The following is a 23,555-nucleotide window of genomic DNA, read 5'->3' on the forward strand; positions in this document are numbered from 1 at the left end:
ATAGCGTGTTCAGGTGCCAGCGACCGACCCGCCACCAGCCGTCCGACTCGACCGGGTGACCGCCCTGCGCGGGGAGCGGACCGTCCTCGACGGCCTCGACGCGACCTTCGCCGCCGGCCGGGTCACCGCGCTGACCGGACCCAACGGGTCCGGCAAGTCGACGCTGCTCGACGTGGTCGCCGGTGTGCTGCGGCCGACCGCCGGGCGCATCACGGGCCTCCCGTCCGACGGCGTCGCCCACGTGAGCCAGTCCGTGCCCCCGACCACGCTCCCGCTCACCGTCCGCGCGACCGTCGCGATGGGGCGGTGGCGCCACCGGGCCTGGTGGCGCCCGCTCGGCCGCGACGACCGCGCCGTCGTCGACGCGCAGCTCGAGCGGATGGCGATCGCGGACCTCGCCGACCGTCCGCTCGACGAGCTCTCCGGCGGTCAGCGGCAGCGGACGCTCGTCGCGCTCGGCCTCGCGCAACGGGCACGGGTGCTGCTCGTCGACGAACCGACGGCCGGCGTCGACACGGAGTCGGCGGCGCTCGTGGTGGCGGCGCTCGCCGCCGAGGCAGCCGACGGCGTCGTGGTCGTGCACGCCGCGCACGACCCCGCGGCGATCGCCGCCGCCGACGCCGTGGTCACGCTGCCCGTGCCCTGACGGCGCGGGCAGCGGTCAGGGGCAGGCGACGGCGACGGAACCCGTCGAGGTCGTCACCGGCGCCGGTGCCGGTGCCGGAGCTTCGTCGGCGACCGGCACTGCGCTCGAGCGGCGCAGCCCGAGGGAGACGAGCACGATCGCGCCCACGACGGCGACCCCTCCGGACAACCAGAAGTCCGCGGCGAGCCCGAACGAGGACACCGCCGCGCCGCCGAGCACCGAGCCCGCGGCGATCGCGAGCTGGATGGTCGTGACGAACAGCGCGAGCCCGGTCTCGGACCCGGCGGGCGACGCCGTGGACATCCACGTCTGCATGCCGAGCGGCAACGCGCCCCAGACCAGCCCCCACACCACGAGCAGCACGAACACCCCGACGACGGAGTGCGCGAGCAGGGGGAGCAGGACCACGGCGACTGCGAGGGCGACCTTCGACACACTGATCGTCCCGAGCACGCTCCGGCCCAGGGTGAAGCCGGCGGCGAAGTTCCCGACGATCCCCGCGACGCCGAACACCAGGAGCGCGAGCGTGACGGTGTCCGGGCCGACCCCGACCAGGTCCTGCAGGTACGGGGCGATGTACGTGTACGCGGCGAACTGGGCGGCGAACAGGAACGCGGCGGCGATCAGACCGACGCGGGCGCGGGGGACGCGGAGCAGCGACCCGAGCGTCGCGAACCGGACCTGCTGCTGCGCGGGGATGCGCGGCAGCATCGCGAGCTGCAGGACGAGCGCGACCAGACCGAGCACGCCGCCGATGACGAACGCGAGCCGCCAGGTGGCGAGCGACGAGACGAGGGCGCCGAGCGGCAGGCTCACGACCGTCGCGACCGAGACCCCGGCGGTGATGAGCGAGGTCGCCCGGATCGTGGCGGCCGGCCGGACCAGTCGACCGGCGATGCCGGCGCCGATCGCCCAGAACCCGCCGATGCCGACGCCCAGGAGCATCCGCGCCACGAGCAGCACACCGAACGAGGGCGCGATCGCCGCGAGCCCGTCCGCCACCACGAGCAGCACGGTCAACGACACGAGCACGACGCGGCGGTCCACGCGCGAGGTCAGGACGGTGACGACCGGTGCAGCCACGGCGCCGACCAGCCCCGTGGCGACGACCATGAGCCCGGCCGTGCCGATCCCGACGTCGAGGTCGGCGGCGATGGCGGGCAGGAGCCCGATCGGCAGGAACTCGGAGAGCACGAGGACGAAGGATCCGAGTGCGACGGACGTGACACCGAGCCACCCGCGGCGCTCTGCTGACGAGGTCATGGGTTCGTCAAGCAGCGCCGGTCGCGGGCCATTCCCGCGTGTCGTGTGGCTACTCGCCGGGTACCGGCACCGTGCGGCCCGTCGCCACCGACTCCTGCGCAGCGAGCACGATCGACAGCGTCCGGAGCCCGACGTGCACGTCCGGCTGCGGCTGCACGCCCGACCGCACGGCGTCGACGAACGTCCGGAGCATCACGGCGTCGGGGTCGGCGCCGGTGCGGGACTCGATCGGCAGCCCGGTCTCCGCGACGATCCCGCGCGCAGCCGCCCCGAAGAAGTCGACCGACACCGTGCCGCCCGTCCCGGCGACGTCGAGCGTCAACCCACCCCACACCGCCGAGGTGTCCGGCTTGCTCCACGAGCAGTCGATCGCGGCGACGACGCCGTTCGCGTACGTGATCGTGACGAGTCCGGCGGTCTCCGCCTGCGCCCGGGCCGCGTGCAGCGTGCGGTTCGCCACCGCGGTCACGGTGACGGGGGCCGACCCCATCAGCCCCTCGAGCAGGTCCGCGATGTGCACGACGTGGTCGACGATCGCGCCGCCGCCGGACAGCTCCGGTTCGGTGAACCACGACCGGGTCAGGGGCAGCATGCCGTTGTTCGCGCCGCGGACCGAGAACAGCTGCCCGAGCGCACCGGAGTCGTGCGCCGCGCGGAGCTTGTCGAACGCCGAGGTGAACCGCACCGGGAACGCCACCATGAGCATGACCCCCGCGGCCTCGACGGCGTCGCGGATCGCGAGGCCGTCCTCCCACGTGGTGGCGAGCGGCTTCTCGCACAGGACGTGCGCACCGGCGGCTGCCGCGGCCTCGACGAGTCCGCGGTGCCGGGCGTTCTCGCTCGTGACGACGACCGCGTCCGGGCCCCAGGCGAGCAGTTCGTCGTAGGTGTCCGCGTAGTCGACCCCGAGCTCGTCGGCCAGGTCGCGGCCGCGCAGCTCGACGACCGCGTCGCCCGTGCTGACGCCGTCCGGGTCGGCACCGCGGACCTCGACCCCGGGCATCGCGGCGAGGGCGGTGAGGTAGCCGATCGCGTGGGTGTGGGCGAACGACATCACGGCGATCTTCAGGGCGGTCATGCGCGGGCCCCCGCCGCCAGGTGCACCGGTTGTCCGGTGTCCATCGACTCGAGTGCCGCGTTCGCGATCCGGACCGCCTCGGCGCCGTCCGCCGCGGTCACCCGGGGTGCGGCACCACCGGCGAACGCCCCGAGGAACTCGGCGAGCTCGAGTCCGTACGGGTCGTCGGCTGGGTCGACCTCGGGCAGGAAGCCGTCCGCGGCGTCGGGCACCGCGAGGTCGGCGACGTAGTCCTGTTCGTCGAGCGACCGGTGCGCCAGGCTGCCGCGCGTGCCCGTCACCGAGTACTCGGTCGAGAACGCGAGGTGCTGCGGCCCCCAGATCCCGGCGACGTGACTGATCGCCCCGGATTCGTGCGTGAGCAGGACGTGCGCCGCCTCGACCGGCTCGGCCTCGGTGCCGGCGCGGACGCCGACCGCCGACACCGTGGTGACCGGTCCGGCGACCCAGCGGGCGATGTCGAGGTCGTGGATCATCTGGTCCATCACGATGCCGCCGGACAGTGCCCGGTCGGCGAACCACGCGGTGCGGATCGGGAACGCGCCGGAGCGGACGAACCGCAGGACGGCCAGGTCGCCCAGGAGGCCCGTGGTGACGGCTTCGTGCAGGCGCACGTACGCGGGGAAGAAGCGCACCACGTGGGCCGGGTAGAGCTGTCGGCCCGCCTCACGGGCACGGGACACCAGGTCCGTGGCGTCGGCGTCGGTCCGGGCGAGCGGCTTCTCGGACACGACGTCCTTGCCGGCGGCGAGGGCGGCGCGCACGACCTCGGCGTGGGCGAAGGTCGGTGTCACCACGTCCACGACGTCGACGGCCGCGAACAGGTCGTCGAGCGAGTCGACGACGGTGATCGACGATCCCGCCGCCGCTGCTGCGGGGCCGAACGCGGCGGCGAGTGCGGGAGCGCCGTCCTGCGCGTACACGACCACCGGGCCGAGACGGAGCAGGCCCGGCACGTGCGCGTGTGCGATGCCGCCGGCGCCGACGAGGCCGATCCGTGGCGGGGTCGGGGGCATCGGGGCTCCTTCGCGGGGTGGGCCGGTCGACGGTGACGGGGACGACGCCATGCTACCGAGCCGGGCGTCGCGGCTGACCCGGGCCCGGTGTCAGGCGTCGAGGGCGCGTCGCGCGGCGGCCACGACCTCGGCGTCGGTCACGAAGTGTGCTGAGCCGTCGTCGGCGCCGCCCATCGGGACCCCCGCGTGCGCACTGTCCGGCGCTGCCCGCTTGGCCGACAGGTGCACGGCGGCTGCGCCCGTGGCGACGAGCGCACCGATGTCGGCGGGGGTGACACCGGCACCGGCCATGACCTGCACCGGCCCGGCGGCGTCGACCATCCGGGCGATCGTGGCTGCGCCGGCACCCGCGGTGGGGGCGCCGCCGGACGTCAGCACGCGGGTGAAGCCGAGCGCCGCGAGCGTGGCTGCTGCGGCGACGGGGTCCACCGCGTGGTCGATCGCCCGGTGCAGGGTGATCTCGGCCGTCGCACTGACCGAGCGGGCGGCGTCGACGAAGCGCCGCAGGGCGTCCTCGTCGAGGGTCCGATCGGGGCGCAGTGCACCGACGACGACGCCGGCGGCTCCGGATCGCAGGACCGTCCGGACCTCGCGCACCATGAGCTCGACCTCGTCGGGGGTGTGCACGAACCCGCCGGGGCGGCACCGGACCAGCGCGTGCGCCGGGATCCCGGTCTCGTGGGTCGTCTCGACCAGGGCCTGCGACGGGGTGAGACCGCCGAGCTCGAGCCCGACGCAGAGCTCGACCCGGTCGGCCCCGCCGTCCCGTGCGACGACGGCGCCCTGGGGTGACGTGACCGCGATCTCGAGTGCAACGGGCGAAGGGGTCATGCAGAGGCTCCGAGTGGCTGGTCCGAGGCCGGGATGATCCTGGCGGTCAGGTCCGGGGCCTCGGGGAACACTCGATCGTAGGGGAACATCGGGCGCGCGATCCTGTTGTGTCCGAGACGGAGCAGGTCCTGGTCGACACCACCAGGGGTGAGCGCGAGCATCCAGTCGGCGGCCATGTCGAACAGCTCCGGCTCGAGGTACCCGATCTTCACGACGACGACGTCCGCCTGCCGCGGTGCCAGGTCGAGGTCGGTGAAGTCGTGCTCGTGGTGGTACGGCTTCCGGAGCTTCGTCAGGATCGCGAACACGCTGCCGACCTGCAGCACGACCTCGGTCTCGGCGTCGCGGTCGCCGTGCTTGATCGCGTGCACCCGGCCGGTCATCGTGATCGGGCCCGCGTGCACGTGGTCCACCGACGCACCGGCGGTCACGGTGACCGTCGCGCCGACGCCGGCCTCCACCGCTGCGGCGACGGCGGCCGGTCCGGGCACGCTCGCGTAGACGACCGTCGGGCCGGACGGGTCGCGGATCTCCGGGCGGGCGAGCACCTGCGTCAGGCCCCAGGTCATGTCGCCGGAGCCGCCCGCGGTGGGGTTGTCGCCGGAGTCGGACACGAAGTACGGGTGCGCGGCGCCGGGAGCGAGTGCCGCGTCGAGGCACTCCTCGAACGTGCCGGTCGGCGCGACGAACACGAAGTCCTCGCGGACGTCCCAGAAGGCTCGGGCGAGTCGCTCGGCGCCGGCGGCGACGGCGGCCTCGTCCCATCCGGTGACGACGGTGACGGCCTGGTCGCGCGGCTGGTCCGCCCAGGCGTAGCCGACCCAGATCGCGGCGTCGAGCACACCGTCGGTCTGTTCGACGAGCGGCACCTGTGCGTACAGCGAGGCGGCGGGTTCGAGGCGGGTCGAGGTCTGCTCGCCGGGCAGCAGGACGGGGATCGGGATCCAGGCCTTCACGGGGCGCTGCGCGCCGGCGGGACGGGTGGTGAGCACGTCGACCAGGTTGCGGACGGCCCGCTCCTTCGTCTCCATGGCGTCCTCGTGCGGGGCCATCCGGTAGCAGGTCACCAGGTCGACCTGGTGGGCGAGCTCCCGCGTGACGTTGCCGTGCAGGTCCATCGACGCCGACACGACGACGTCCGGGCCGATCACCGCGCGGATCCGCCCGAGCAGGTCCGTCTCGGCGTCGTCGAGCCCCTCGACGACCATCGCGCCGTGGATGTCGTACCAGAGGCCGTCCACGTGCTCGGTGTCGACGATCGCGCGCAGTCGCGTCACGATCTCGGTCGCGAGCTCCTCGTACGAGGCGCGGTCCACGATGCCGCCGGGCAGCGCGTGCCCGATGAGCGCCCCGCGGAAGTCGGCCGTGTCCGACATCGCGGACAGGAACGGGTACCGCGCCACGACCTCGTCGCCGCGGTCCGGGTGGAACGCCGGAGCGTGCGTGCGGGTGGGCGTGAAGGTCGACGTCTCGATCGCCAGTCCGGCGATGGCGACGACCGGGCGTCGGGCGACGGCGGGGGCGGCGGACACGGTCTCAGACACGGACGCTCCTGTTCCTGGTGGTGGACTGCGGGATGGGGGTGGACAGTTCCTCGAGCGAGGCGGCGAGGCCCCGCTGCAGCGCGAACTGCCCGGCACCGACGAGCCCGGCATCGGCGCCGAGCGACACCGGCTCGATGGCCAGGTGCTGCGTCATGAGCGGGTGGCAGCTCTCGTAGAGCTGACTGCGCACCGCTGCGATGAAGGGGTCGAGGGTGGAGAGGATGCCGCCCAGGTAGACGGCGTCCGGGTTGAAGAAGTTCACGTTGGCCGCCAGTACCTCGCCGAGGTACCGTCCGGCCAGGCGGACGGCACGGGTGGCCTCGGGGTGGGCGTCCGAAGCGAGTCGGACGACGTCGGCGGTCGAGGAGACGTCGACCCCGGCGTCCGACAGGATCCGCACCAGGGCGGCCCCGGACGCGACGGTCTCGAGGCACCCGGTGTTCCCGCACGAGCAGGGGGTGTCACCGGCGGCGTCGATCCGGACGTGGGTGATGTCGCCGGCCGAGCCCGTTGACCCGCGGTACAGGCGGCCGTCGATGACGATGCCCGCGCCGATCGCCGACCCGGCCTTGATCGTGATGGTCTGACGGCGTGCGGGAGGCTGCACGCTCTGCTCGCCCGCGGCCATGCAGTTCGCGTCGTTGTCGACGATCGCCGGCAGGCCGAAGCGTTCGGACAGCCAGGCCGCCACCGGGAACCCGTTCCACCCCGGCATCCGGCTCGGCAGGTCGACGACACCGGCCTCGACGTCGACGGGGCCGGGCAGGCTCAGGCCGACCCCGCGCAGGCCGGCGCGACCACGGTCGTCCGCGAGCCGCTCGAGCAGGCCAGCCAGTCGCTGCAGTCCGGCGGTCGGACCGTCGGAGAGGGCGAACGGGACGTTCGCGACCGACTCGAGCGCGCCTCCTGGCAGCACGATCCCGACCCGCGCGTGGCCGCCGCCGACGTCCGCGGCGACCGCGTACTCGTCGACGCCGCCGATGCGGAGCACCTTGCGCGGGCGTCCACCGGTCGAGACGTCGGTGCCCTCTTCCGCGAGCAACCCGTGCGACAGCAGCTGGCTGACGACGTGCGACACCGTCGACGGAGCGGCGCCGAGCAGCGTGGCGATCTCGGTGCGACTCGCGGCCTGGCCGGACGCGACGAGTTCGAGGACGCGAGCAGAGAGGTCCGTCACGACTTTCTCCAATCCGGGGGAAACAACGGTCGATCCGACCGAACACCCGGAGCCTAACCGGCGGAACGGCCCGTTCACCCTTTCGTCCGATCGGCAGAAACGCAGTTTTTACACGAAGATGTTTGTTTTTCCAACGGCTTTGGCCATTGACTGTGTGCGTGCCGCTCGGCACGCGTGCTCCACCTCCCCAGAACTCCCACGCACCAGGAGACACACATGACCAAGCCCCGCCGCTGGGCGCTCCTCACCGGAGCAGCGCTCGCCGTGAGCGCCCTGCTCGCCGGATGTTCCGGGGGCGGCTCCGCCACCTCGAACGCGAACACGGACGAGATCGACTACGCCCTCCCCGCCAACTTCACGCCCAACTGGATCCTGCCGATCGGCACCGCCGCGCACCTCAACACGAACAACGGCTCCATCGCGCAGTCGCTGTACGAGCCGCTCGTCGCGTACGACGGCTCCACCGGCAAGATCGCGTGGAACAAGGACGGCTCCGTCGCCACGGACGCGGAGTTCGCCGACGACGGCAAGAGCGTCGAGATCACCCTCGGTGACCGGCACTGGTCCGACGGCGAGGCGATCACCAGCCGCGACGTCGAGTTCTGGTTCAACCTGATCAAGGCGAACAAGGACCAGTGGGGCTCGTACTCGAAGGGCAAGGCGCCCGACAACTGGACGTCGTTCAAGGCCGTCGACGACACCCACTTCACGATCACGTTCGACAAGGCGTACAACTCGGACTGGATGCTCGCCAACCAGCTGAGCCACATCATCCCGCTGCCGCAGCACGCCTGGGACAAGACGAGCGCGAGCGCGAAGGTCACCGACGCCGACGAGACCACCGCCGGCGCGAAGCAGGTCTGGAAGTACCTGAACACCGCGGCCGGCAAGATCTCCGACTACGCCACCGACGACCTGTGGAAGACCATCTCCGGTCCCTACGGCGTCAAGGCGTTCACCACGGCCGGCAAGGTCACCCTCACCGCGAACACGAAGTACGACGGTGGTGAGAAGCCCTCGATCACGACCGTCAACCTGCTGCCGTTCACGACGGCCGATTCCGAGGTGAACGCGGTCCGCTCCGGCGAGGTCGACTACGGCTACATCAACGCCACGGACATGGACCAGGAGTCGTCGTTCACGGCGAAGGGCTACGAGGTCGAGCCGTGGACCGGCTGGGCGATCACGTACATGCCGTACAACTTCAACAACCCGGACATGGGTGCGGTCTTCAAGCAGCTGTACGCCCGCCAGGCCGTGCAGATGTCGATCGACCAGAAGTCCCTCTCGAAGGTCGTCTTCAACGGCACCGCCACCTCGACCTACGGGCCGATCCCGCAGGCGCAGGAGTCCGACTACGTCTCCGACGTGCAGAAGGACAACCCCTACCCGTTCAGCACGTCGAAGGCCAAGGACCTGCTGACCAGCCACGGCTGGGAGGAGCAGGGCGGCACGATGGTCTGCACCGACCCGGGCACGTCGGACAGCCAGTGCGGCGAGGGCGTCAAGGACGGCACGAAGTTCACCATGGGCGTGCTGTCGCAGTCCGGCTCGACCGTGACCGACAACATGATGAGCGCGATCCAGTCCTCGCTCGCGAAGACCGGCATCGGCTTCACCATCAAGACCGCGCCGGTGTCGAGCGTGCTGTCGCAGACCCCGACGTGCACGAGCGACGAGGCCAGCTGCGACTGGGACCTGTCGTTCTTCGGCACCGCGGGCAGCTGGTACTTCCCGGCCTACCCGACCGGGGAGTCACTCTTCTCGACCGGCGGTTCGGCGAACTTCGGCAGCTACTCGAACAAACAGGTCGACGACCTCATCGACGCGACCACCACCTCGACCGACGCCACCGCCGTGCAGGACTACAGCGCAGCGGTCGCGAAGGACCTGCCGGTGATCTGGCTGCCGAGCCCCGACTACCAGATCTCGGTCGTCAAGAAGGGCCTGTCCGGGTTCGACCAGGACTCGCTCGCCAACTTCCACCCGGCCCAGTGGAAGTGGACCAAGTAAGACCGTGACCACGGACGGGAGGCGCGGTGTGCGCCCGACGCGCACCGCGCCTCCCGTCCGCTCCGACGCAACAACCCAGACGACGGAAGCCGCATGACCACAGTCCTCTACCTCACCAGGCGCGTCCTGCAGGCGCTCGCGGTGATCCTCATCGTCACGATCGTGGTGTTCTGCCTGCTGCACGCGCTGCCCGGCGGACCCGCCCGCGGTGTCCTCGGCGTCTCGGCCACGCCCGCGCAGATCACCGCGTTCAACCAGGCGCAGGGACTCGACCAGGCCCTGCCGGTGCAGTACCTGCGGTTCCTCGGCCGCCTGCTCACGGGTGACCTCGGCACCTCGTACACGCTCAACGAACCGGTGTCGCAGCTCATCGCCGAGCGCCTGCCGAAGACCCTCGTCCTCACCGGCATCTCCGCCGTCCTCGGCCTCGTCGTCGCGATCCCGGTCGGCATGCTCCAGGCAGCCCGCCGCAACGGCGCGGTCGACTACGCCGCCACCGCGCTGGCCTTCGTCTTCTACTCGACGCCGGCCTTCTTCCTCGGCCTCGTCCTGATCATCGTGTTCAGCCAGCAGCTGCCGTGGCTGCCGTCGCAGGCACCGAGCGGCAACACCCTCGCCGAGGTGTTCCAGGACCCGGCCGGGCTCGTCCTGCCCGTCGTCACCGGAGCGCTCGCGATGATCGCCGTGTTCAGCCGGTACATGCGGGCCTCCACCCTCGAGAACCTGCAGGAGGACTACGTCCGCACCGCCCGCGCCGGGGGAGCGTCGACGATGACGATCCTGCGCCGCCACGTGTTCCGGAACTCGCTGACGCCCGTCGTCGCGATGCTCGGCTACTACCTGCCCGTGCTGTTCGGCGGTGCCCTCGTCACGGAGCAGCTCTTCAACTACCCCGGCATGGGGCTCCTGTTCTGGAACGCGGCGCAGTCGTCGGACTACCCGACGCTGCTCGGCTGCGTCCTCGTCATCTCCATCGCGACCGTCATCGGCACCCTGCTCGCCGACGTCGCGCAGTCATTGATCGATCCCCGAGTGAAGGCGAGCCGAGCATGAGCGCCGTACAACTGGCACCCGAAGCCCCGGGCACGCCCGTCACGGTCGCGGCCACCGGGTTCCGGCTCGCCGCCCGCCGGTTCCGCGGCAACACGCTCGCCGTGATCGGCCTGGCCGTGATCGTCGTCATCGTCCTGTTCTGCTTCGTCGGCCCGCTCCTGTACCCGACGGACCAGACCCACACCCTGCTCGAGCAGGCCAACCAGGGTCCGAGCGCCGCCCACTGGCTCGGCACCGACGCCGTCGGCCACGACGTCCTCGGCCGGCTCATGTACGGCGGCAAGGTCTCGCTCATGGTCGGCATCGCGGCCGGGGTCCTGGCCACCGTCGTCGGAACCCTCTGGGGTTCCGTCGCCGGGTACGTCGGCGGCTGGGTCGACGCGCTGATGATGCGCGTCGTCGACGCGGGCATCGCGATCCCGGCGCTGTTCATCCTGCTCGTCATCTCGGCCATCACGACCCCCGGCGTCGCCGGGCTCATCCTGATCCTCGGGCTGGTGTCGTGGCTGGTGCCCTCCCGCCTGATCCGCGCCGAGACCCTGACGCTGAAGAACCGCGACTACGTGCTGACGCTCCGCGCGATCGGCGGCTCGCACGCCCGCGCCATCGGCAAGCACCTGCTGCCGAACTCGGTGTCCACGATCGTCGTCGCCGCCACCTTCCAGGTCGCCGACGCGATCCTGCTCGTCGCCTACGTCTCGTACCTCGGGCTCGGCGTGCAGCCGCCGGCGACGGACTGGGGCGGCATGCTCTCGGCGGGACTCACCGCCGCGTACTCCGGACGCTGGTGGCTCATCGTGCCGCCGGGTCTGGCCGTGATCCTGATCGTCTGCGCGTTCAACGCCGTGGGCGACGGGCTCCGGGACGCCTTCGACGTGAGGGGCCGCTGATGACCACCGAACCGATCCTGCGGACGTCCGACCTCGGCGTCTCGTTCAGCACCGAGTCCGGCACCGTGTCGGCCGTGCGGGGCGTGTCCCTGACGGTCGCCCTCGGCGAGACGCTCGCCCTGGTCGGCGAGTCCGGGTCCGGCAAGTCCACCGTGGCGCTCGCCGCGATGGGCCTGCTCTCCGGCAACGCGACGGCGACGGGCAGCGCCGAGGTCGCGGGACACCAGGTGGTGGGCGCCTCCGAACCGTCGCTCCGTGCGCTGCGGGGCTCCACGGTGTCGATGGTCTTCCAGGAGCCCGCGACCGCCCTCGACCCGCTCACCCGGGTCGGCGCACAGATCGCCGAGGTGATCCGGAACCACCGCGACGTCTCCGCGTCCGCGGCCGCGGCCGAGGCCGTCGACCTGCTCCGCCGCGTCGGGATCCCGTCGCCGGAGCAGCGGGCCCGGTCGTTCCCCTTCCAGCTGTCCGGCGGGCAGCGGCAGCGCGTGGTGATCGCGATGGCGATCGCGAACTCGCCGAAGCTGCTCATCGCGGACGAGCCGACGACCGCGCTCGACGTGACCGTGCAGGCCGAGATCCTCGAACTGCTCCGGAAGCTCGCCGTCGACACCGGCACGGGCGTCCTGCTCGTGACGCACAACATGGGCGTCGTCGCGGACTTCGCGGACCGCGTCGCGGTCATGCTGCAGGGCGAGATCGTCGAGACCGGCGGGGTCGAGGACGTCCTGCTCCGTCCGGAGCACGAGTACACGAAGCGCCTGCTCGCCGCGGTGCCGCGGCTCGACGTGGCGGGCGACCGTCCCGCCGCTCCGGTCGGCGCGGGCTCCGCTGACGCGGCGGCCGGGAGGCCCGGTGCGGCCCCGGTGGTCGACCTGCGGGACGTCTCGGTGACCTTCGGGCGCGGGGCGCGCGCCGTCCACGCGTTGCAGGGGATCGACATCGCCGTGCACGCGGGCGAGACGGTCGGCCTGGTCGGCGAGTCCGGCTCCGGCAAGTCCACCGCGGCCCGGGTGGCGCTCGGGCTCGTCAAGCCGACGTCCGGCACGGTGTCGCTGTTCGGGCAGGACCTGCGCAGCGCCAAGGGCCGTGACCGTCGGGCACTCCGGTCCGGCATCGGCGTCGTGCTGCAGGACCCCGTGGCCTCGCTCGACGCCCGGATGTCCGTCGCGGAGTGCATCGCCGAACCGCTCGCCGTGCACCGCCGCGGCATGTCGTCGGCGGACCGTCGCCGCCGGATCGACGAGGTGCTCGACGCCGTCCGGCTGCCGCGGACCCTGGCGTCCCGGGCCCCGCGTGAGCTCTCGGGTGGGCAGCGCCAGCGGGTCTCGCTGGCCCGTGCCCTGGTGCTCGAGCCGCGGTTGCTCGTCGCCGACGAACCGACCTCGGCGCTCGACGTCAGCGTGCAGGAGACCGTGCTCGAGGTCCTCGGCGAGCTGCAGGACGACCTCGGCTTCGCGTGCCTGTTCGTCTCGCACGACCTGGCCGTGGTGCAGCACTTCGCCGAGCGCGTCGTCGTGATGCGCCAGGGGGTCGTCGAGGAGCAGGGCACCACCGGCACGACGCTCCTGCACCCCACCACCGACTACACCAGGCGCCTGCTCGCCGCCGTGCCCGTGCCGGACCCCGTCCTGCAACGGCAGCGGCGGACCGAGCGCCTCGCGTCGCTCGCGGCGGTGACCGCGTGACCCGGGTGATCGCCGGCGTCGACGTCGGCGGCACGAACACCAAGGTCGTCCTGACGACCCCCGACCTCGAGGTCGTCGACCGCGTCGACCTGCCGACGCCCGCCCACGCGGGCGGGGCGGCGATCGTGACGGCCGCCGTCGGAGCGGTGACGGGCCTGCTCGTCCGGCACCGGGCCTCCTTGGCGGGTGTCGGGGTGGGCGCGGCCGGCGTGGTCGACGCGGCCACGGGCACCGTCCTGGTGACGGGCAACTCGTTCACCGGCTGGGCCGGTTACGGCGTGACCCGCGCGGTCACCGACGCCCTCGGCGTGCCGGCGACGCTCGACAACGACGTGAACGCGTTCCTGCTCGGCGAGATCGCCACCGGCGCCGTCGCGGGGGAGTCCGACGTGCTCGGGATGACCCTCGGCACCGGGGTCGGCGGTGCGTTCGTGCTCGGCGGACGGCTGTTCGCGGGGCCGCGCGGCGCCGCCGGTGAGATCGGCCACGTGCCGGGCTTCGGCGACGCGCTGTGCACCTGCGGACAGGTCGGACACCTCGAGACCATCGCGGGCGCCCGCGGCATCGCCGACCGGTACGCCGAACGATCCGGCCGGCGGCTGTCGGCGCGCGACGTCGCGGTCGCCGCACGTGCCGGTGACACGGACGCCGCGGCCGTGTTCCAGGCCGCGGGGTGGGGACTGGCGCGCGCCGCCCTGCTCACCGCGGGCATCCTCGACGTCACGACGATCGTGATCGGCGGTGGCATCGCGCGGTCGTGGGACCTGCTCGAACCGGCCATCACCGCGGCGATCGCGGCCGAGCCCCCGGTGAGCGGCGCGACGATCCGCCTGGCGCAGTCGACCCTCGGGTCGGACGCCGTCGCGCTCGGCGCCGCGTCGCAGGTGCGCGCGCTGGTGCTCGAGGCCGAGCCGGCGTAGCGGCCGGCTCGGCGGCAGCCGGGGTCAGCGCACCCAGACGACGATGCCGCGCAGGTCGTGCAGCACCGCCGCCAGGCCCGCACGCAGCGCGCGGTCGGCGCGCTCCTCGGTGAAGGTGGACGGGTCGTAGTGGCTCGACGGCCCGAGTCCCTCGCCGCGGAAGCCGCCGCCGGTCCAGTCCGCGGCGGTCACGTTCGACGTCGGCTCGGCGATCTCGGCGCCGACGACCAGGAACTGCTGGTGCAGCGCGGTCGGCGACACCGCGGCGAGCGGGTCGACCATGTGGTTGCCGACGCTGATCACCAGGTCGGACCGCTCGTCGATCGCCCGGGTGACCGCGGCGATCCGGTCGTCGGCGTCCGTGGCCGACACCGTCGTGACGGTGACGTCCTCGTCCGCCGCCCACGACGCGACGGCGTCGAGCAGGGTCCGGGTCGGAGCGTCCTCCGCGTCGCCGGCGTCCGACAGGAGCACGACGTCGTAACCGTCGGGGGCGTGCACCCCGGACCACGAACCCGGCTCCGGGTGGATGGTGGCCTCGGGTGCCGGCGGCCGCGTCGGGTCGGAGAAGCCCGCGCCGAGGGCACCGGCCGTGGCGTGGGCCGTCGCCGTCGTGCCGGTACCGGCGTCCGTTCCGGCTCCTGCGTCGGTCCCGCCGGGCGTCGCCGAGCACCCGGCCAGCACGGCGGCGCCGGCGCCGACGAGGGCGACGGCGGTCAGCAGGACGGTCGTCCGGGCGGCGAGGCGGGTCACTGCATCATCGAAACACGTCGGTGCGCCCCACCGGGCCGACTCCGGCGGCTGTCCGACACCTGTCCCACTGCTGGTCACCACCTGTTCACCTGCCGGTCGTCCGAGGGCCGGATCGTCTGCGCGTGCCTTCCGGAACCTCCGTCGCGCTCCTGCGCCCCCGCCCCGTCCGTCCGTCCCGCGCCGCCGCGCTGATCGCCCGGGTCGTCGCCGTGCTCCTGCTGCTCGGGGTGGTCGTCGTCGGCGTGCTGGCCGGGGCCTCGCCGGCATCGGCGCACGGCTTCAGCTCGGTCGTCTACGCGAAGGTGACGTCGACGGAACCGACGGTCGTGCACGCGGAGCTCGGGCTCGAGTACGACCTGATGCTGGTGTCGGTCGCCACCAGCGAGCACGACGACCCCCTGCACACGCAGGGCCAGGCGGCCTGGGACGACGGCGACTTCCCCGGCATGGTGTCGGCAGCGGAGGCGCACACCGACACCATCGGGAAGTACGTGTCCGACCGGTTCACGGTGACGGGGGCCGGCGGGCAGCGCTGCACGGCCGTGCTCGGGAAGACCGTGACGGTCGACCTGCAGGACGAGGTGCCGTACGCCCACGTGACGGCCGACTTCACCTGCCCCGAGCCGTCGGAGACGCAGACCGGACACGTCGTCCGTTCGACGCTGTTCCCGGACAGCGAGACGTTCGTGCGGGACACCAAGACGATCGTCACGTACGACGTCGACGCGAAGCAGGGGTCGGCGACACTCGACGCCGCGCAGCCGTCGTTCTCGACCGAGCAGTCGGCGGGGCAGCGCTTCTGGGAGTTCTTCCGCCTCGGCGCCGAGCACCTGCTGACCGGGATCGACCACATCCTGTTCCTCGTCGCGCTCATCGCCGGTTCACGACGTCTGCGCGAGGTGGTCTACACCGCGTCGGCGTTCACGATCGCGCACTCGATCACGTTCATCCTCGCCGCGCTCGGGGTGGTGAGCCCGCCCGCCATCGTCGTCGAGCCGCTCATCGCCCTGTCCATCGCGGCAGTGGCCGGCTGGTACCTGTGGCGGCTCTGGCGGCGCCGGTCGCGGGCGGACGAACTCGTGGTCGGTACGCACGGGCACTTCTCGCTCGACCGAGCCGGCTGGACGCGCCTGGCCGTCGTCTTCGCGTTCGGGCTCATCCACGGACTCGGGTTCGCCGGGGCGCTGGGCATCCACGAGGCGTTCTCGTGGCAACTGCTCGTGTCGCTCCTCATCTTCAACGTCGGCATCGAGGCGGTGCAGCTCGCGATCATCGTCATCGTGTTCCCGCCGCTGTCCCTCCTGCGCCGGAAGGCCCACCGAGTCTCGCTCTGGGTCACCGGAGCCGTGACCGCCGGGGTGTTCGTGATGGGGATGATCTGGTTCGTCGAGCGCCTCGCTGCAGGATGACCACGACTTGTCACTCAGCGTTTACCAAGACGTTTCGCAGTGCATGCAGAGTCTTCAGTGCTGCACCATCCCACGTCTGAGAAACGGACCACCATGAGTCTCCTGTCCGGCGCCACCACACGGCGCAGAACCACCACCCTCCGCGTGTGCGGAGCCGTCCTCGGGGCCGCGCTCATCGCCGGCGCCTCGATGGTCGGCACGAACGCCGCCACCGCGGCGACGAACACCCCCACCACCAACATCTCCACCGGCGGCCCGATCCACATCCTGCTGGGCGTCGGCGCCACCGAGAGCCAGCGCATCGCCTCGTGGTACTTCCCGACGAACGTCGCCCAGTCGCTCGAGATCCAGAAGACCGCGTCGATGACCGACGGGGTCTTCACCGACGCCAAGTCGACGATCGCCGCGTCGAAGGCCGCGAACACCGCAGTCGACACGAGCACGACGGACTCGAACACGAAGAACATCGACGGCATCGCCGCCGAGTCGGGCTACATCAACGCCCACGCCACGATCTCGGACCTCGAGCCGAACACCTCGTACACCTACCACGTCGGTGCGGCGGACGGGTCGGCATGGTCGGCGTCCTACACGTTCACCACGAAGAGCTTCTCCGGCGACTTCGACTTCCTGTTCTTCGGTGACCCGCAGATCGGTTCGTCGGGCTACGTCGACGACGACGGCGCGGGCTGGGCGGACACGCTGAAGTACGCCACGACCACCGAGCCGGACGCCGAGCTCCTGGTCTCCGGTGGCGACCAGATCGAGCACGCCAACAACGAGTACGAGTGGGGTGCGTTCGCCGACAGCAGCGACGTCCTCAAGCGCTACCCGTGGGCTTCGACCATCGGCAACCACGACGTCGGCGGCAAGGCGTACGAGCAGCACAACCAGGTGCCGAACTCGCTCAAGGTGCCGGACTTCTACCCGGGTGGCAACACCACCGCGAACTCGGGTGGCGACTACTGGTACATGTACAAGGGCGTCCTGTTCATCGACATCAACTCGAACGCCTACGCGGCCGGTTCGGACGCTGCCCACGTGAACTACGTGCGCGACGTCATCAACCGCTACGGCGACGACGCGAAGTGGACCACGCTGGTCTACCACCACTCGATCTACTCGCCGGCCGACCACGCGAACGACAAGGACAACCAGCAGCGCCGGTTCGACTTCACGCGTGCGTTCTCCGACATGGGCGTCGACCTCGTCCTGCAGGGCCACGACCACTCCTACTCGCGCAGCTACGCGATCAAGAACGGCAAGAAGGCCAACGTCAACGAGCAGCCCGCTGCTCCCGAGGTCTTCTCCGGCCCCGGCGGCGTCATCTACATGACGGCGAACTCGGCCTCCGGCTCGAAGTACTACGACCTGACCGCTCCGGACGCCACGCAGAGCGGCTACGGCGCGGACCCGCTCGACCCGACGGGCAAGCGCCACTGGGCGAACTCGGTCGAGAACCAGGAGCACGTCCGCACCTTCGTGAAGGTGTCGGTCACCGACGAGAAGCTCTCCGTGCAGGACATCCGCGCCGGTGACTGCACCACGCTCAACTCGGCGGTCCAGCACGGCAACGTCGACAGCTGCGGCGTGACGCTCCAGCCGACCGCCACCGCCGACCCGGCCGCGATCGGTTCGACGGTCGACCAGTTCGACCTGCACGCCACGCTGCCGGCGACCACCACGACGCTCGCCGTCTCCGCCGCGTCGCAGACCTACAACGCGGCGAAGCCGGCCACGGTCACCGCGACCATCGCCGGTGGCATCGGCAAGCAGCAGGGCACGCTGACGGTCTCGGACGGCAAGAAGGTCCTCGGCACCGTCCCCGTGAAGAACAGCACCGCCACCATGACGCTCCCCAGCGCCCTGGCCATCGGCACGCACGCGCTCACCGCCGAGTTCGTCAACGCGGACTCGACCTTCTCGGGCACCGACTCGGCGACCGCGAAGGCCACCACCGTCACCGTCACGAAGGCCCCGTCCCGCACGGCGCTCAAGTACAGCGGCGGCAAGGCGACCGTGCAGGTGAAGGCCACCGGCTTCACCGTCAACGGCACGGCGCGGATCTACCAGGGCACGAAGCGCCTGGCGACCGTCACCGTCAAGAACGGCAAGGTCACCTCGGCGCTCTCGCTGAAGAAGGGCGCGCACAAGCTGCACGCCGTCTTCGCCGGCACCGACACCCTGGCGACGAGCACCAGCCCGGTGCAGTCGATCGTCATCAAGTAACACCAGTGCACCGAGCGAGGGCCCCGCGACTCCGGTCGCGGGGCCCTCGTGCGTCCCCATGACCCGAGTGTGACAGCGCTGACGACGGCCCGTCCGCCGAAGTGCGGACTGGCGCGGCCCCCGAACGAGGGTCAGGATGCTGACCAGTTGCACAACGCAACGGGTCAGGTGCTTCCCCCGACAGAGGAGTCGTCATGAAGAAGTCCATCGCAGCCGCGTTCGCCGCCGCGGCCGTCATCACCGCGGGTGTGTTCGCCGCGTCACCCGCCTCGGCACTGCCGGCCAGCACGAAGGTCGTCGGCGGCGAGAAGGCCCCCACCACTTCGTGGGCGGTCCAGCTCGAGGCCTCGGGCGGCTCCATCCCGTCGGGCTACGTCAGCAACTGCACCGGCGAGCAGATCAACGCCTCGTGGATCCTCACCGCCCGTCACTGCATCGACGGCATCGGCGCGATGAACGTCTACCACTCGAACTCCACGACCAACCGGGGCACCGCCGTCGCCGTCGACCGCGTCAGCGCCTCGCCGGCCGGCGACATCGCCCTCGTCCACCTGCGGACCGCCTACTCGCTGTCCACCTACGCGCCCCTCGACCTCACCGCGACAGCCAAGTCGAGCGGGACCGGCACCATCCAGGGCTACGGCCTGCGCGCGAACGCGACCCAGTCCGACGGGCTCTACCAGGCCACCGTCTCGCTCACCGGCGCGAGCACCGACGCCTACAGCGGTCGTGCGCAGCACCTCACGGGTGTGACCGGCGCCTCGAACCACGGCGACTCCGGCGGCCCGCTGCTCGTGAACGGCAAGGTCGTTGCCGTCTGCTCCACCGGTGACAGCGCCGACCCCGGCGCGAACACCAAGGCCGGCTCGAACTACGCCCTGCTGTCGCAGGCCTCGTCCTGGATCAAGACCACGGCCGGCGTCTGAACCGACAGGCGGACGGGAGGCCCGTGGCGACGTCGCCACGGGCCTCCCGTCCGTCATCAGCCGTCTCCAGAGCGGCTGGTCGCCCACCCGCGCTGGGTCAGGAGTTGTCGATCACACGGACGTAGTCGATCTTCATCTGCTGCGGGAACTCCGTCGTACCGTCCGGGTAGCCCGGCCAGCTACCGCCGACGGCCAGGTTCAGCACGATGAAGAACGGCTTGTCGAAGACCCACGGATTGCCACCCGTGTCGGCCGGCGTGATCGTCTTGTACGCGACACCGTCGACCGACCAGGTGATCGATCCCGGCTTCCAGTCGACCGCGAACGTGTGGAACGTGTCCGCGAACGACCACCCCTGGGGGTGCTGGTAGCTCGACGTGATGCCCTGGCCGCCGGAGTACCCGGGCCCGTGGACCGTGCCGTGCACCGTCGCCGGCTCGTACCCGACGTTCTCCATCACGTCGACCTCGCCGGAGTTCGGCCAACCGACCTGGGGCAGGTCGGAACCGAGCATCCAGAACGCCGGCCAGATGCCCTGGCCGCGGGGGATCTGGATCCGCGCCTCGACGCGGCCGTACCGGGGCGTGTACTTGCCCTGCGTCGTGAGTCGGGCGCTGGTGTACGAACCGTCGGCCTCGCGCTTCGCCGTGATGACCAGGTTGCCCTGCCCGTCGAGCGCCGAGTTGTCGCGCGAGTCGGTGTAGTCCTCGAGCTCGTTGTTGCCCCAGCCGCCGCCGCCGGTCTCGTTCGTCCACGCCGATCGATCCGGCGCGCTGCCCGCGGCTCCGTCGAAGTCCTGCGACCAGACCACGTCGCCGCTCGCGGCGTTCGCGGGGTCCGCTCCCTGCAGGACGGGGCCCGCACCGAGTGCGAGGGCCGCCGCTCCGGCGACCGTGAGAGCGACCAGTCGCCGCTTCCGAGTGGTGTGCATCATCGATCCTCCCGGGATCAGTTGTACGAGGCGACGCGGTTCGGGGCGGTGTTGCCCGCCGGTGTCGGCACCGCACCACCGACGCCGTTGATGACGCTCGAGATGGTGCCGGTGTCGCCGAGCGAGACCGTGACCAGGCCGTGCGCGCGGACGCCAGCGGTCTGCGGGACCTCGAACGCCCGGTCTGCGTGCACCGCGGGGTTCGTGTTGAAGAAGCAGTAGACGCCGCCGCCCCAGATCTCGTGGCTCGTCACGTTCGCTGCCACCTTGTAGGCGGCGTAGCCGGCGCCGGTCGGGCTCTGCCACGAGGCGTTGTCCGGCACGTCGTAGGGCATCTCGTTCTGGAAGAAGATCGTCTTGCCGTTGTTGCCGTTCCACTGCACTTCGTACTTCTGGTAGTGCTCGACGAACAGCCCGGTGGCGAGGACGTCGTTGCCGTTCACCTCGACGCCGGTCGCCCCGGTGTTCACGGTCCACCCGGTCGTCGCACCGCCGTGGTCCGCGCGCCAGGCCCAGATGTGGTCGACGAGCGTGTCGTCGGCGTTCACCTGCAGCGTGGTCGAGGCCTTGCCCTGCACGCTCGATCCGACGCGGAAGAAGACGTCCTGGATGCTCTGCGGGTCGCCGGCGTGGTCGACGTGCGACCCGGACGCGCCGAGGCGGACCAACTGCGCGCTGTTCTGCGTGCCCGCATCGACCACGAGGTTCGAGACGTTCACCCCCGCGACGTCGGTCGAGGTCAGGACGGCGTTGCCCTTCGTCGGCACGAGCGTCGGGAAGCCGATGCCCGTCACGACGGTGTCCGCGCGGGTGACGTTGATCGCCGCGTCGAGCTGGTAGGTGCCCGGTGTGAAGAACAGGTTCAGCCCCTGGGCCAGCGCGCTGTTGATGGTCGCCGCCGAGTCGCCCGGGTGGGCGACGTAGAAGTTCCGCATCGGGATGTCGGTGCCGCCGGTGTTCGGCCACGTGACACCGCTCGAGTTCTGCCGCAGCGACGGGACGAACACGTGGTACTTGTTCGACGAGTCGACGTACAGGTACGGCTTCTCCCGCGTCGTCGGAGTCGTGGCGAGCGTGGTGTAGCTCTTCGAGAAGTCGTTCGCCGGGGCGCCGTTCACCCCTGAGAACGTCATGTTCCAGTTGCCGCCCTGCCACGAGCCGATCGTGGAGTTCCGGGTGTACCACTGCTGCTGCGACCCGGAGGTCACCGTGCCGTCGACCTTGGTGTCGGCGATGTAGCCGCCCGACGAGTACCCCTGGCCGCCGTCCTGGTTGGACGGCCCCATCGTCAGGTTCCCCTTGATGTGCACCCGACGCATCGGCGCGGCCTGGGACACCGCCCACCGGTCGGTGCCGCCTTCGGGGACGATCGCCACGTTCTCGACCGACCGCCAGAAGTTCTGCGTCGCGTTCTTCTCGTCCCCGGCGTTCCATCCGGAATCGACGTTCACGGCACCGTTGATCGTCACGTCGTCGGGGTTCTTCCCCAACCCGGCGACCGATGTGTAGAAGCCCAGGTTCGCCCAGACGCGGCCGTAGCTGCCGGGCTTGAACAGGAAGGCGTACCGCTGCGTGCCGAACTGCGCGCTCGTGCTGCGGAGCTGACTGGTGAAGGCGGCGTCGACGTCGGCCTGGATGGTCGACGCGGGCACCGAGGGATCGTAGATCTTGACGTTGCTCCCGAAGTCCGGGGTGTCGCTCGTCGTGACCGCCTGAGCGGAGACCGCGGGGACGAGGGCCCCCACGACACCGGCGCTCAAGGCGATCGCGACGAGCTGCTTCATCCGTCGTTGCATGATGCTCGATTCGTCATCGTGCGGCGTCGTTGCCACACGGAACAGACCGTAGACCTGTCGGAGCGCCCGGACAGTCGGACGAAATGGGGACCAGTGGCGACTCAGGGTCGCAGCAGACCGACCCGGCGCGCGACGCTGAACGCGCGTCCACGCGCGACGACGACAGTGGAACGCATGAGCCAGTACGACAAGCGCGACCCGAACACCCTCTACCCGGCCCCGCCGTACCCGAAGCAGGAGCAGTCGCTGCCGGGTGCCGCCTGGAAGATGGACCCGAAGCCGGACCACGGCGAGGAGAGCTACGTCGGCCGTGAGCGGCTGACCGGCTACCGCGGCATCATCACCGGCGCCGACTCCGGCATCGGTCGAGCGGCCGCCATCGCGCTGTCGCGTGAAGGCGCCGACCTGGTGCTGTCCTACCTGCCGGACGAGCAGGAGGACGCCGAACAAGTCCGCGACCTGCTCGAGTCCGAGGGCCGTCGCGCGGTCCTGTTCCCCGGTGACATCTCCGACGAGCAGTACTGCAAGGACCTGGTGCAGAAGGGCGTCGACGAGCTCGGCGGTCTCGACACCCTGGTCATGGTCGCCGGCCGCATGGACAGCAACGAGGACATCCTGACCCTCGACACGTCGATGTTCGACTCGACCTTCAAGACCAACATCTACTCGCTGTTCTGGCTGACCAAGGCTGCGGTGCCGCACCTCGAGCCGGGTTCCACCATCGTGACGACGGGTTCGATCCAGGCGTCGACGCCGTCGGCCGACAAGATCGACTACGCGGTGTCGAAGGGTGCGATCAAGCTCTTCACCGAGGCCGTCGCACAGCAGCTCGCGCCGAAGGGCATCCGCGTGAACTCCGTCGCGCCGGGACCCGTGTGGACGCCGCTGCAGCCGGGCTCCGACGACGCCGAGACCGTGTCGCACTTCGGCGAGACCTCGCCGTTCGGTCGACCCGGGCAGCCCGCCGAGCTCGGTGCCGCGTACGTGCACCTCGTGAGCCCGGAGTCCAGCTACCAGTCCGGATCCACGATCACGATCGCCGGCGGAACGCCCGCGTTCTGACCGGCGTCGCGACAGACGAGGAGACCACGTGTCCGCAGTGACGCACACCGTGTTGGTCGAGTGGGGCGGAGCGGACCGGTCGTCCGAGGCCGACGCCTTGTCCCGCGAACACCTGCCGCGGATCGACGGTGTCGAGTCCGTGCAGTCGGGGACGAGCGTGAGCACCGAGGGGCTGGAGGGCGGGTTCCACTGGATGCTCGTCGTCCGGTTCCGCGATCGGGCAGCGCTCGCCGGGTACCTTCCGCACCCGGAGCACCGGCCGGTGGCCGAGTTCATCGGCGGTGCGAGTGCCCGGGTCGTGGTGTTCGACGTCGAGGACGCGGCGTAGCC

The 23,555-nt window shown here is 71.2% G+C and carries 20 protein-coding genes; 11 read left to right on the forward strand and 9 right to left on the reverse strand.

The genetic code is table 11. From position 1 onward, the window contains the following. Nucleotides 1-13 precede the first annotated feature (13 nt). Complete coding sequence (gene aztA / locus ACXKZB_RS01685; RefSeq protein ID WP_488824451.1) at nucleotides 14-646, forward strand: zinc ABC transporter ATP-binding protein AztA; 633 nt, start codon at nucleotides 14-16, stop codon at nucleotides 644-646. 15 nt (nucleotides 647-661) lie between these two features. On the opposite strand, the gene ACXKZB_RS01690 is transcribed toward aztA, so the two are convergent. The 6 genes from ACXKZB_RS01690 to ACXKZB_RS01715 form a co-directional block, all read right to left on the reverse strand. Further along, nucleotides 662-1,909, reverse strand: a complete 1,248-nt coding sequence (locus tag ACXKZB_RS01690) for an MFS transporter (RefSeq protein WP_488824452.1) — start codon at nucleotides 1,907-1,909, stop codon at nucleotides 662-664. 49 nt (nucleotides 1,910-1,958) lie between these two features. After that, nucleotides 1,959-2,987 carry a Gfo/Idh/MocA family protein gene (locus tag ACXKZB_RS01695; protein ID WP_488824453.1) on the reverse strand — a complete coding sequence of 343 codons (1,029 nt, stop codon included), beginning with the start codon at nucleotides 2,985-2,987 and terminating at the stop codon, nucleotides 1,959-1,961. Next, nucleotides 2,984-4,003, reverse strand: a complete 1,020-nt coding sequence (locus ACXKZB_RS01700) for a Gfo/Idh/MocA family protein (protein ID WP_488824454.1) — start codon at nucleotides 4,001-4,003, stop codon at nucleotides 2,984-2,986. The genes ACXKZB_RS01695 and ACXKZB_RS01700 overlap by 4 nt, the downstream gene beginning before the upstream one ends. A gap of 90 nt (nucleotides 4,004-4,093) precedes the next feature. Beyond that, complete coding sequence (locus ACXKZB_RS01705) at nucleotides 4,094-4,834, reverse strand: copper homeostasis protein CutC (protein WP_396289890.1); 741 nt, start codon at nucleotides 4,832-4,834, stop codon at nucleotides 4,094-4,096. After that, nucleotides 4,831-6,378 (reverse strand): M81 family metallopeptidase, encoded by a 1,548-nt coding sequence (locus ACXKZB_RS01710; protein WP_488824455.1) that lies wholly within the window; start codon nucleotides 6,376-6,378, stop codon nucleotides 4,831-4,833. Before ACXKZB_RS01710 ends, ACXKZB_RS01705 begins: the two co-directional genes overlap by 4 nt. Then, nucleotides 6,371-7,555 (reverse strand): ROK family protein, encoded by a 1,185-nt coding sequence (locus ACXKZB_RS01715; protein WP_488824456.1) that lies wholly within the window; start codon nucleotides 7,553-7,555, stop codon nucleotides 6,371-6,373. The genes ACXKZB_RS01710 and ACXKZB_RS01715 overlap by 8 nt, the downstream gene beginning before the upstream one ends. A 216-nt stretch (nucleotides 7,556-7,771) precedes the next feature. Between ACXKZB_RS01715 and ACXKZB_RS01720 the strand changes: the two genes are divergently transcribed. From ACXKZB_RS01720 to ACXKZB_RS01740, 5 genes are all read left to right on the forward strand, one after another. Then, nucleotides 7,772-9,568, forward strand: a complete 1,797-nt coding sequence (locus ACXKZB_RS01720) for a peptide ABC transporter substrate-binding protein (RefSeq protein ID WP_488824457.1) — start codon at nucleotides 7,772-7,774, stop codon at nucleotides 9,566-9,568. Nucleotides 9,569-9,661: 93 nt separating this feature from the next. Beyond that, nucleotides 9,662-10,621, forward strand: coding sequence for an ABC transporter permease (locus ACXKZB_RS01725; protein ID WP_222659204.1), 960 nt, complete (start codon nucleotides 9,662-9,664; stop codon nucleotides 10,619-10,621). Further along, complete coding sequence (locus tag ACXKZB_RS01730; protein ID WP_488824458.1) at nucleotides 10,618-11,511, forward strand: ABC transporter permease; 894 nt, start codon at nucleotides 10,618-10,620, stop codon at nucleotides 11,509-11,511. The genes ACXKZB_RS01725 and ACXKZB_RS01730 overlap by 4 nt, the downstream gene beginning before the upstream one ends. Further along, complete coding sequence (locus ACXKZB_RS01735; protein WP_488824459.1) at nucleotides 11,511-13,199, forward strand: dipeptide ABC transporter ATP-binding protein; 1,689 nt, start codon at nucleotides 11,511-11,513, stop codon at nucleotides 13,197-13,199. The genes ACXKZB_RS01730 and ACXKZB_RS01735 overlap by 1 nt, the downstream gene beginning before the upstream one ends. Continuing rightward, nucleotides 13,196-14,119: an ROK family protein gene (locus ACXKZB_RS01740; RefSeq protein WP_488824460.1), complete on the forward strand. Its 924-nt coding sequence runs from the start codon at nucleotides 13,196-13,198 to the stop codon at nucleotides 14,117-14,119. Before ACXKZB_RS01735 ends, ACXKZB_RS01740 begins: the two co-directional genes overlap by 4 nt. A gap of 24 nt (nucleotides 14,120-14,143) precedes the next feature. Here ACXKZB_RS01740 and ACXKZB_RS01745 read toward each other — a convergent pair whose 3' ends face one another. Next, a complete protein-coding gene (locus tag ACXKZB_RS01745; protein WP_488824461.1) occupies nucleotides 14,144-14,872 on the reverse strand; it encodes a type 1 periplasmic-binding domain-containing protein in 729 nt (242 codons plus the stop codon). A gap of 122 nt (nucleotides 14,873-14,994) precedes the next feature. Here ACXKZB_RS01745 and ACXKZB_RS01750 point away from each other — a divergent pair, with 122 nt between their 5' ends. The 3 genes from ACXKZB_RS01750 (at nucleotide 14,995) to ACXKZB_RS01760 (ending at nucleotide 19,436) form a co-directional block, all read left to right on the forward strand. After that, nucleotides 14,995-16,281 (forward strand): HupE/UreJ family protein, encoded by a 1,287-nt coding sequence (locus tag ACXKZB_RS01750; RefSeq protein ID WP_488824462.1) that lies wholly within the window; start codon nucleotides 14,995-14,997, stop codon nucleotides 16,279-16,281. Between the two features lie 93 nt (nucleotides 16,282-16,374). Then, a complete protein-coding gene (locus ACXKZB_RS01755; protein ID WP_488824463.1) occupies nucleotides 16,375-18,510 on the forward strand; it encodes an Ig-like domain repeat protein in 2,136 nt (711 codons plus the stop codon). A 194-nt stretch (nucleotides 18,511-18,704) separates the two neighbouring features. Continuing rightward, nucleotides 18,705-19,436 carry a S1 family peptidase gene (locus tag ACXKZB_RS01760; RefSeq protein WP_222657501.1) on the forward strand — a complete coding sequence of 244 codons (732 nt, stop codon included), beginning with the start codon at nucleotides 18,705-18,707 and terminating at the stop codon, nucleotides 19,434-19,436. A 97-nt stretch (nucleotides 19,437-19,533) separates the two neighbouring features. Here the strand turns inward: ACXKZB_RS01760 and ACXKZB_RS01765 are convergent, their stop codons facing one another. Together ACXKZB_RS01765 and ACXKZB_RS01770 are read right to left on the reverse strand one after the other, a co-directional pair. Beyond that, nucleotides 19,534-20,367, reverse strand: coding sequence for a glycoside hydrolase family 16 protein (locus tag ACXKZB_RS01765; RefSeq protein WP_488824464.1), 834 nt, complete (start codon nucleotides 20,365-20,367; stop codon nucleotides 19,534-19,536). Nucleotides 20,368-20,384: 17 nt separating this feature from the next. Then, a complete protein-coding gene (locus ACXKZB_RS01770) occupies nucleotides 20,385-22,199 on the reverse strand; it encodes a hypothetical protein (RefSeq protein WP_488824465.1) in 1,815 nt (604 codons plus the stop codon). Between the two features lie 138 nt (nucleotides 22,200-22,337). Here ACXKZB_RS01770 and ACXKZB_RS01775 point away from each other — a divergent pair, with 138 nt between their 5' ends. Continuing rightward, the gene (locus tag ACXKZB_RS01775; RefSeq protein WP_488824466.1) at nucleotides 22,338-23,225 is read left to right on the forward strand and encodes an SDR family oxidoreductase; all 888 of its coding nucleotides are present in this window, start codon (nucleotides 22,338-22,340) and stop codon (nucleotides 23,223-23,225) included. Nucleotides 23,226-23,253: 28 nt separating this feature from the next. Beyond that, nucleotides 23,254-23,553: a Dabb family protein gene (locus tag ACXKZB_RS01780; RefSeq protein WP_488824467.1), complete on the forward strand. Its 300-nt coding sequence runs from the start codon at nucleotides 23,254-23,256 to the stop codon at nucleotides 23,551-23,553. The last annotated feature ends 2 nt before the right edge of the window (nucleotides 23,554-23,555 follow it).

The sequence above is a fragment of the Curtobacterium sp. ABR8 genome (assembly GCF_057812125.1).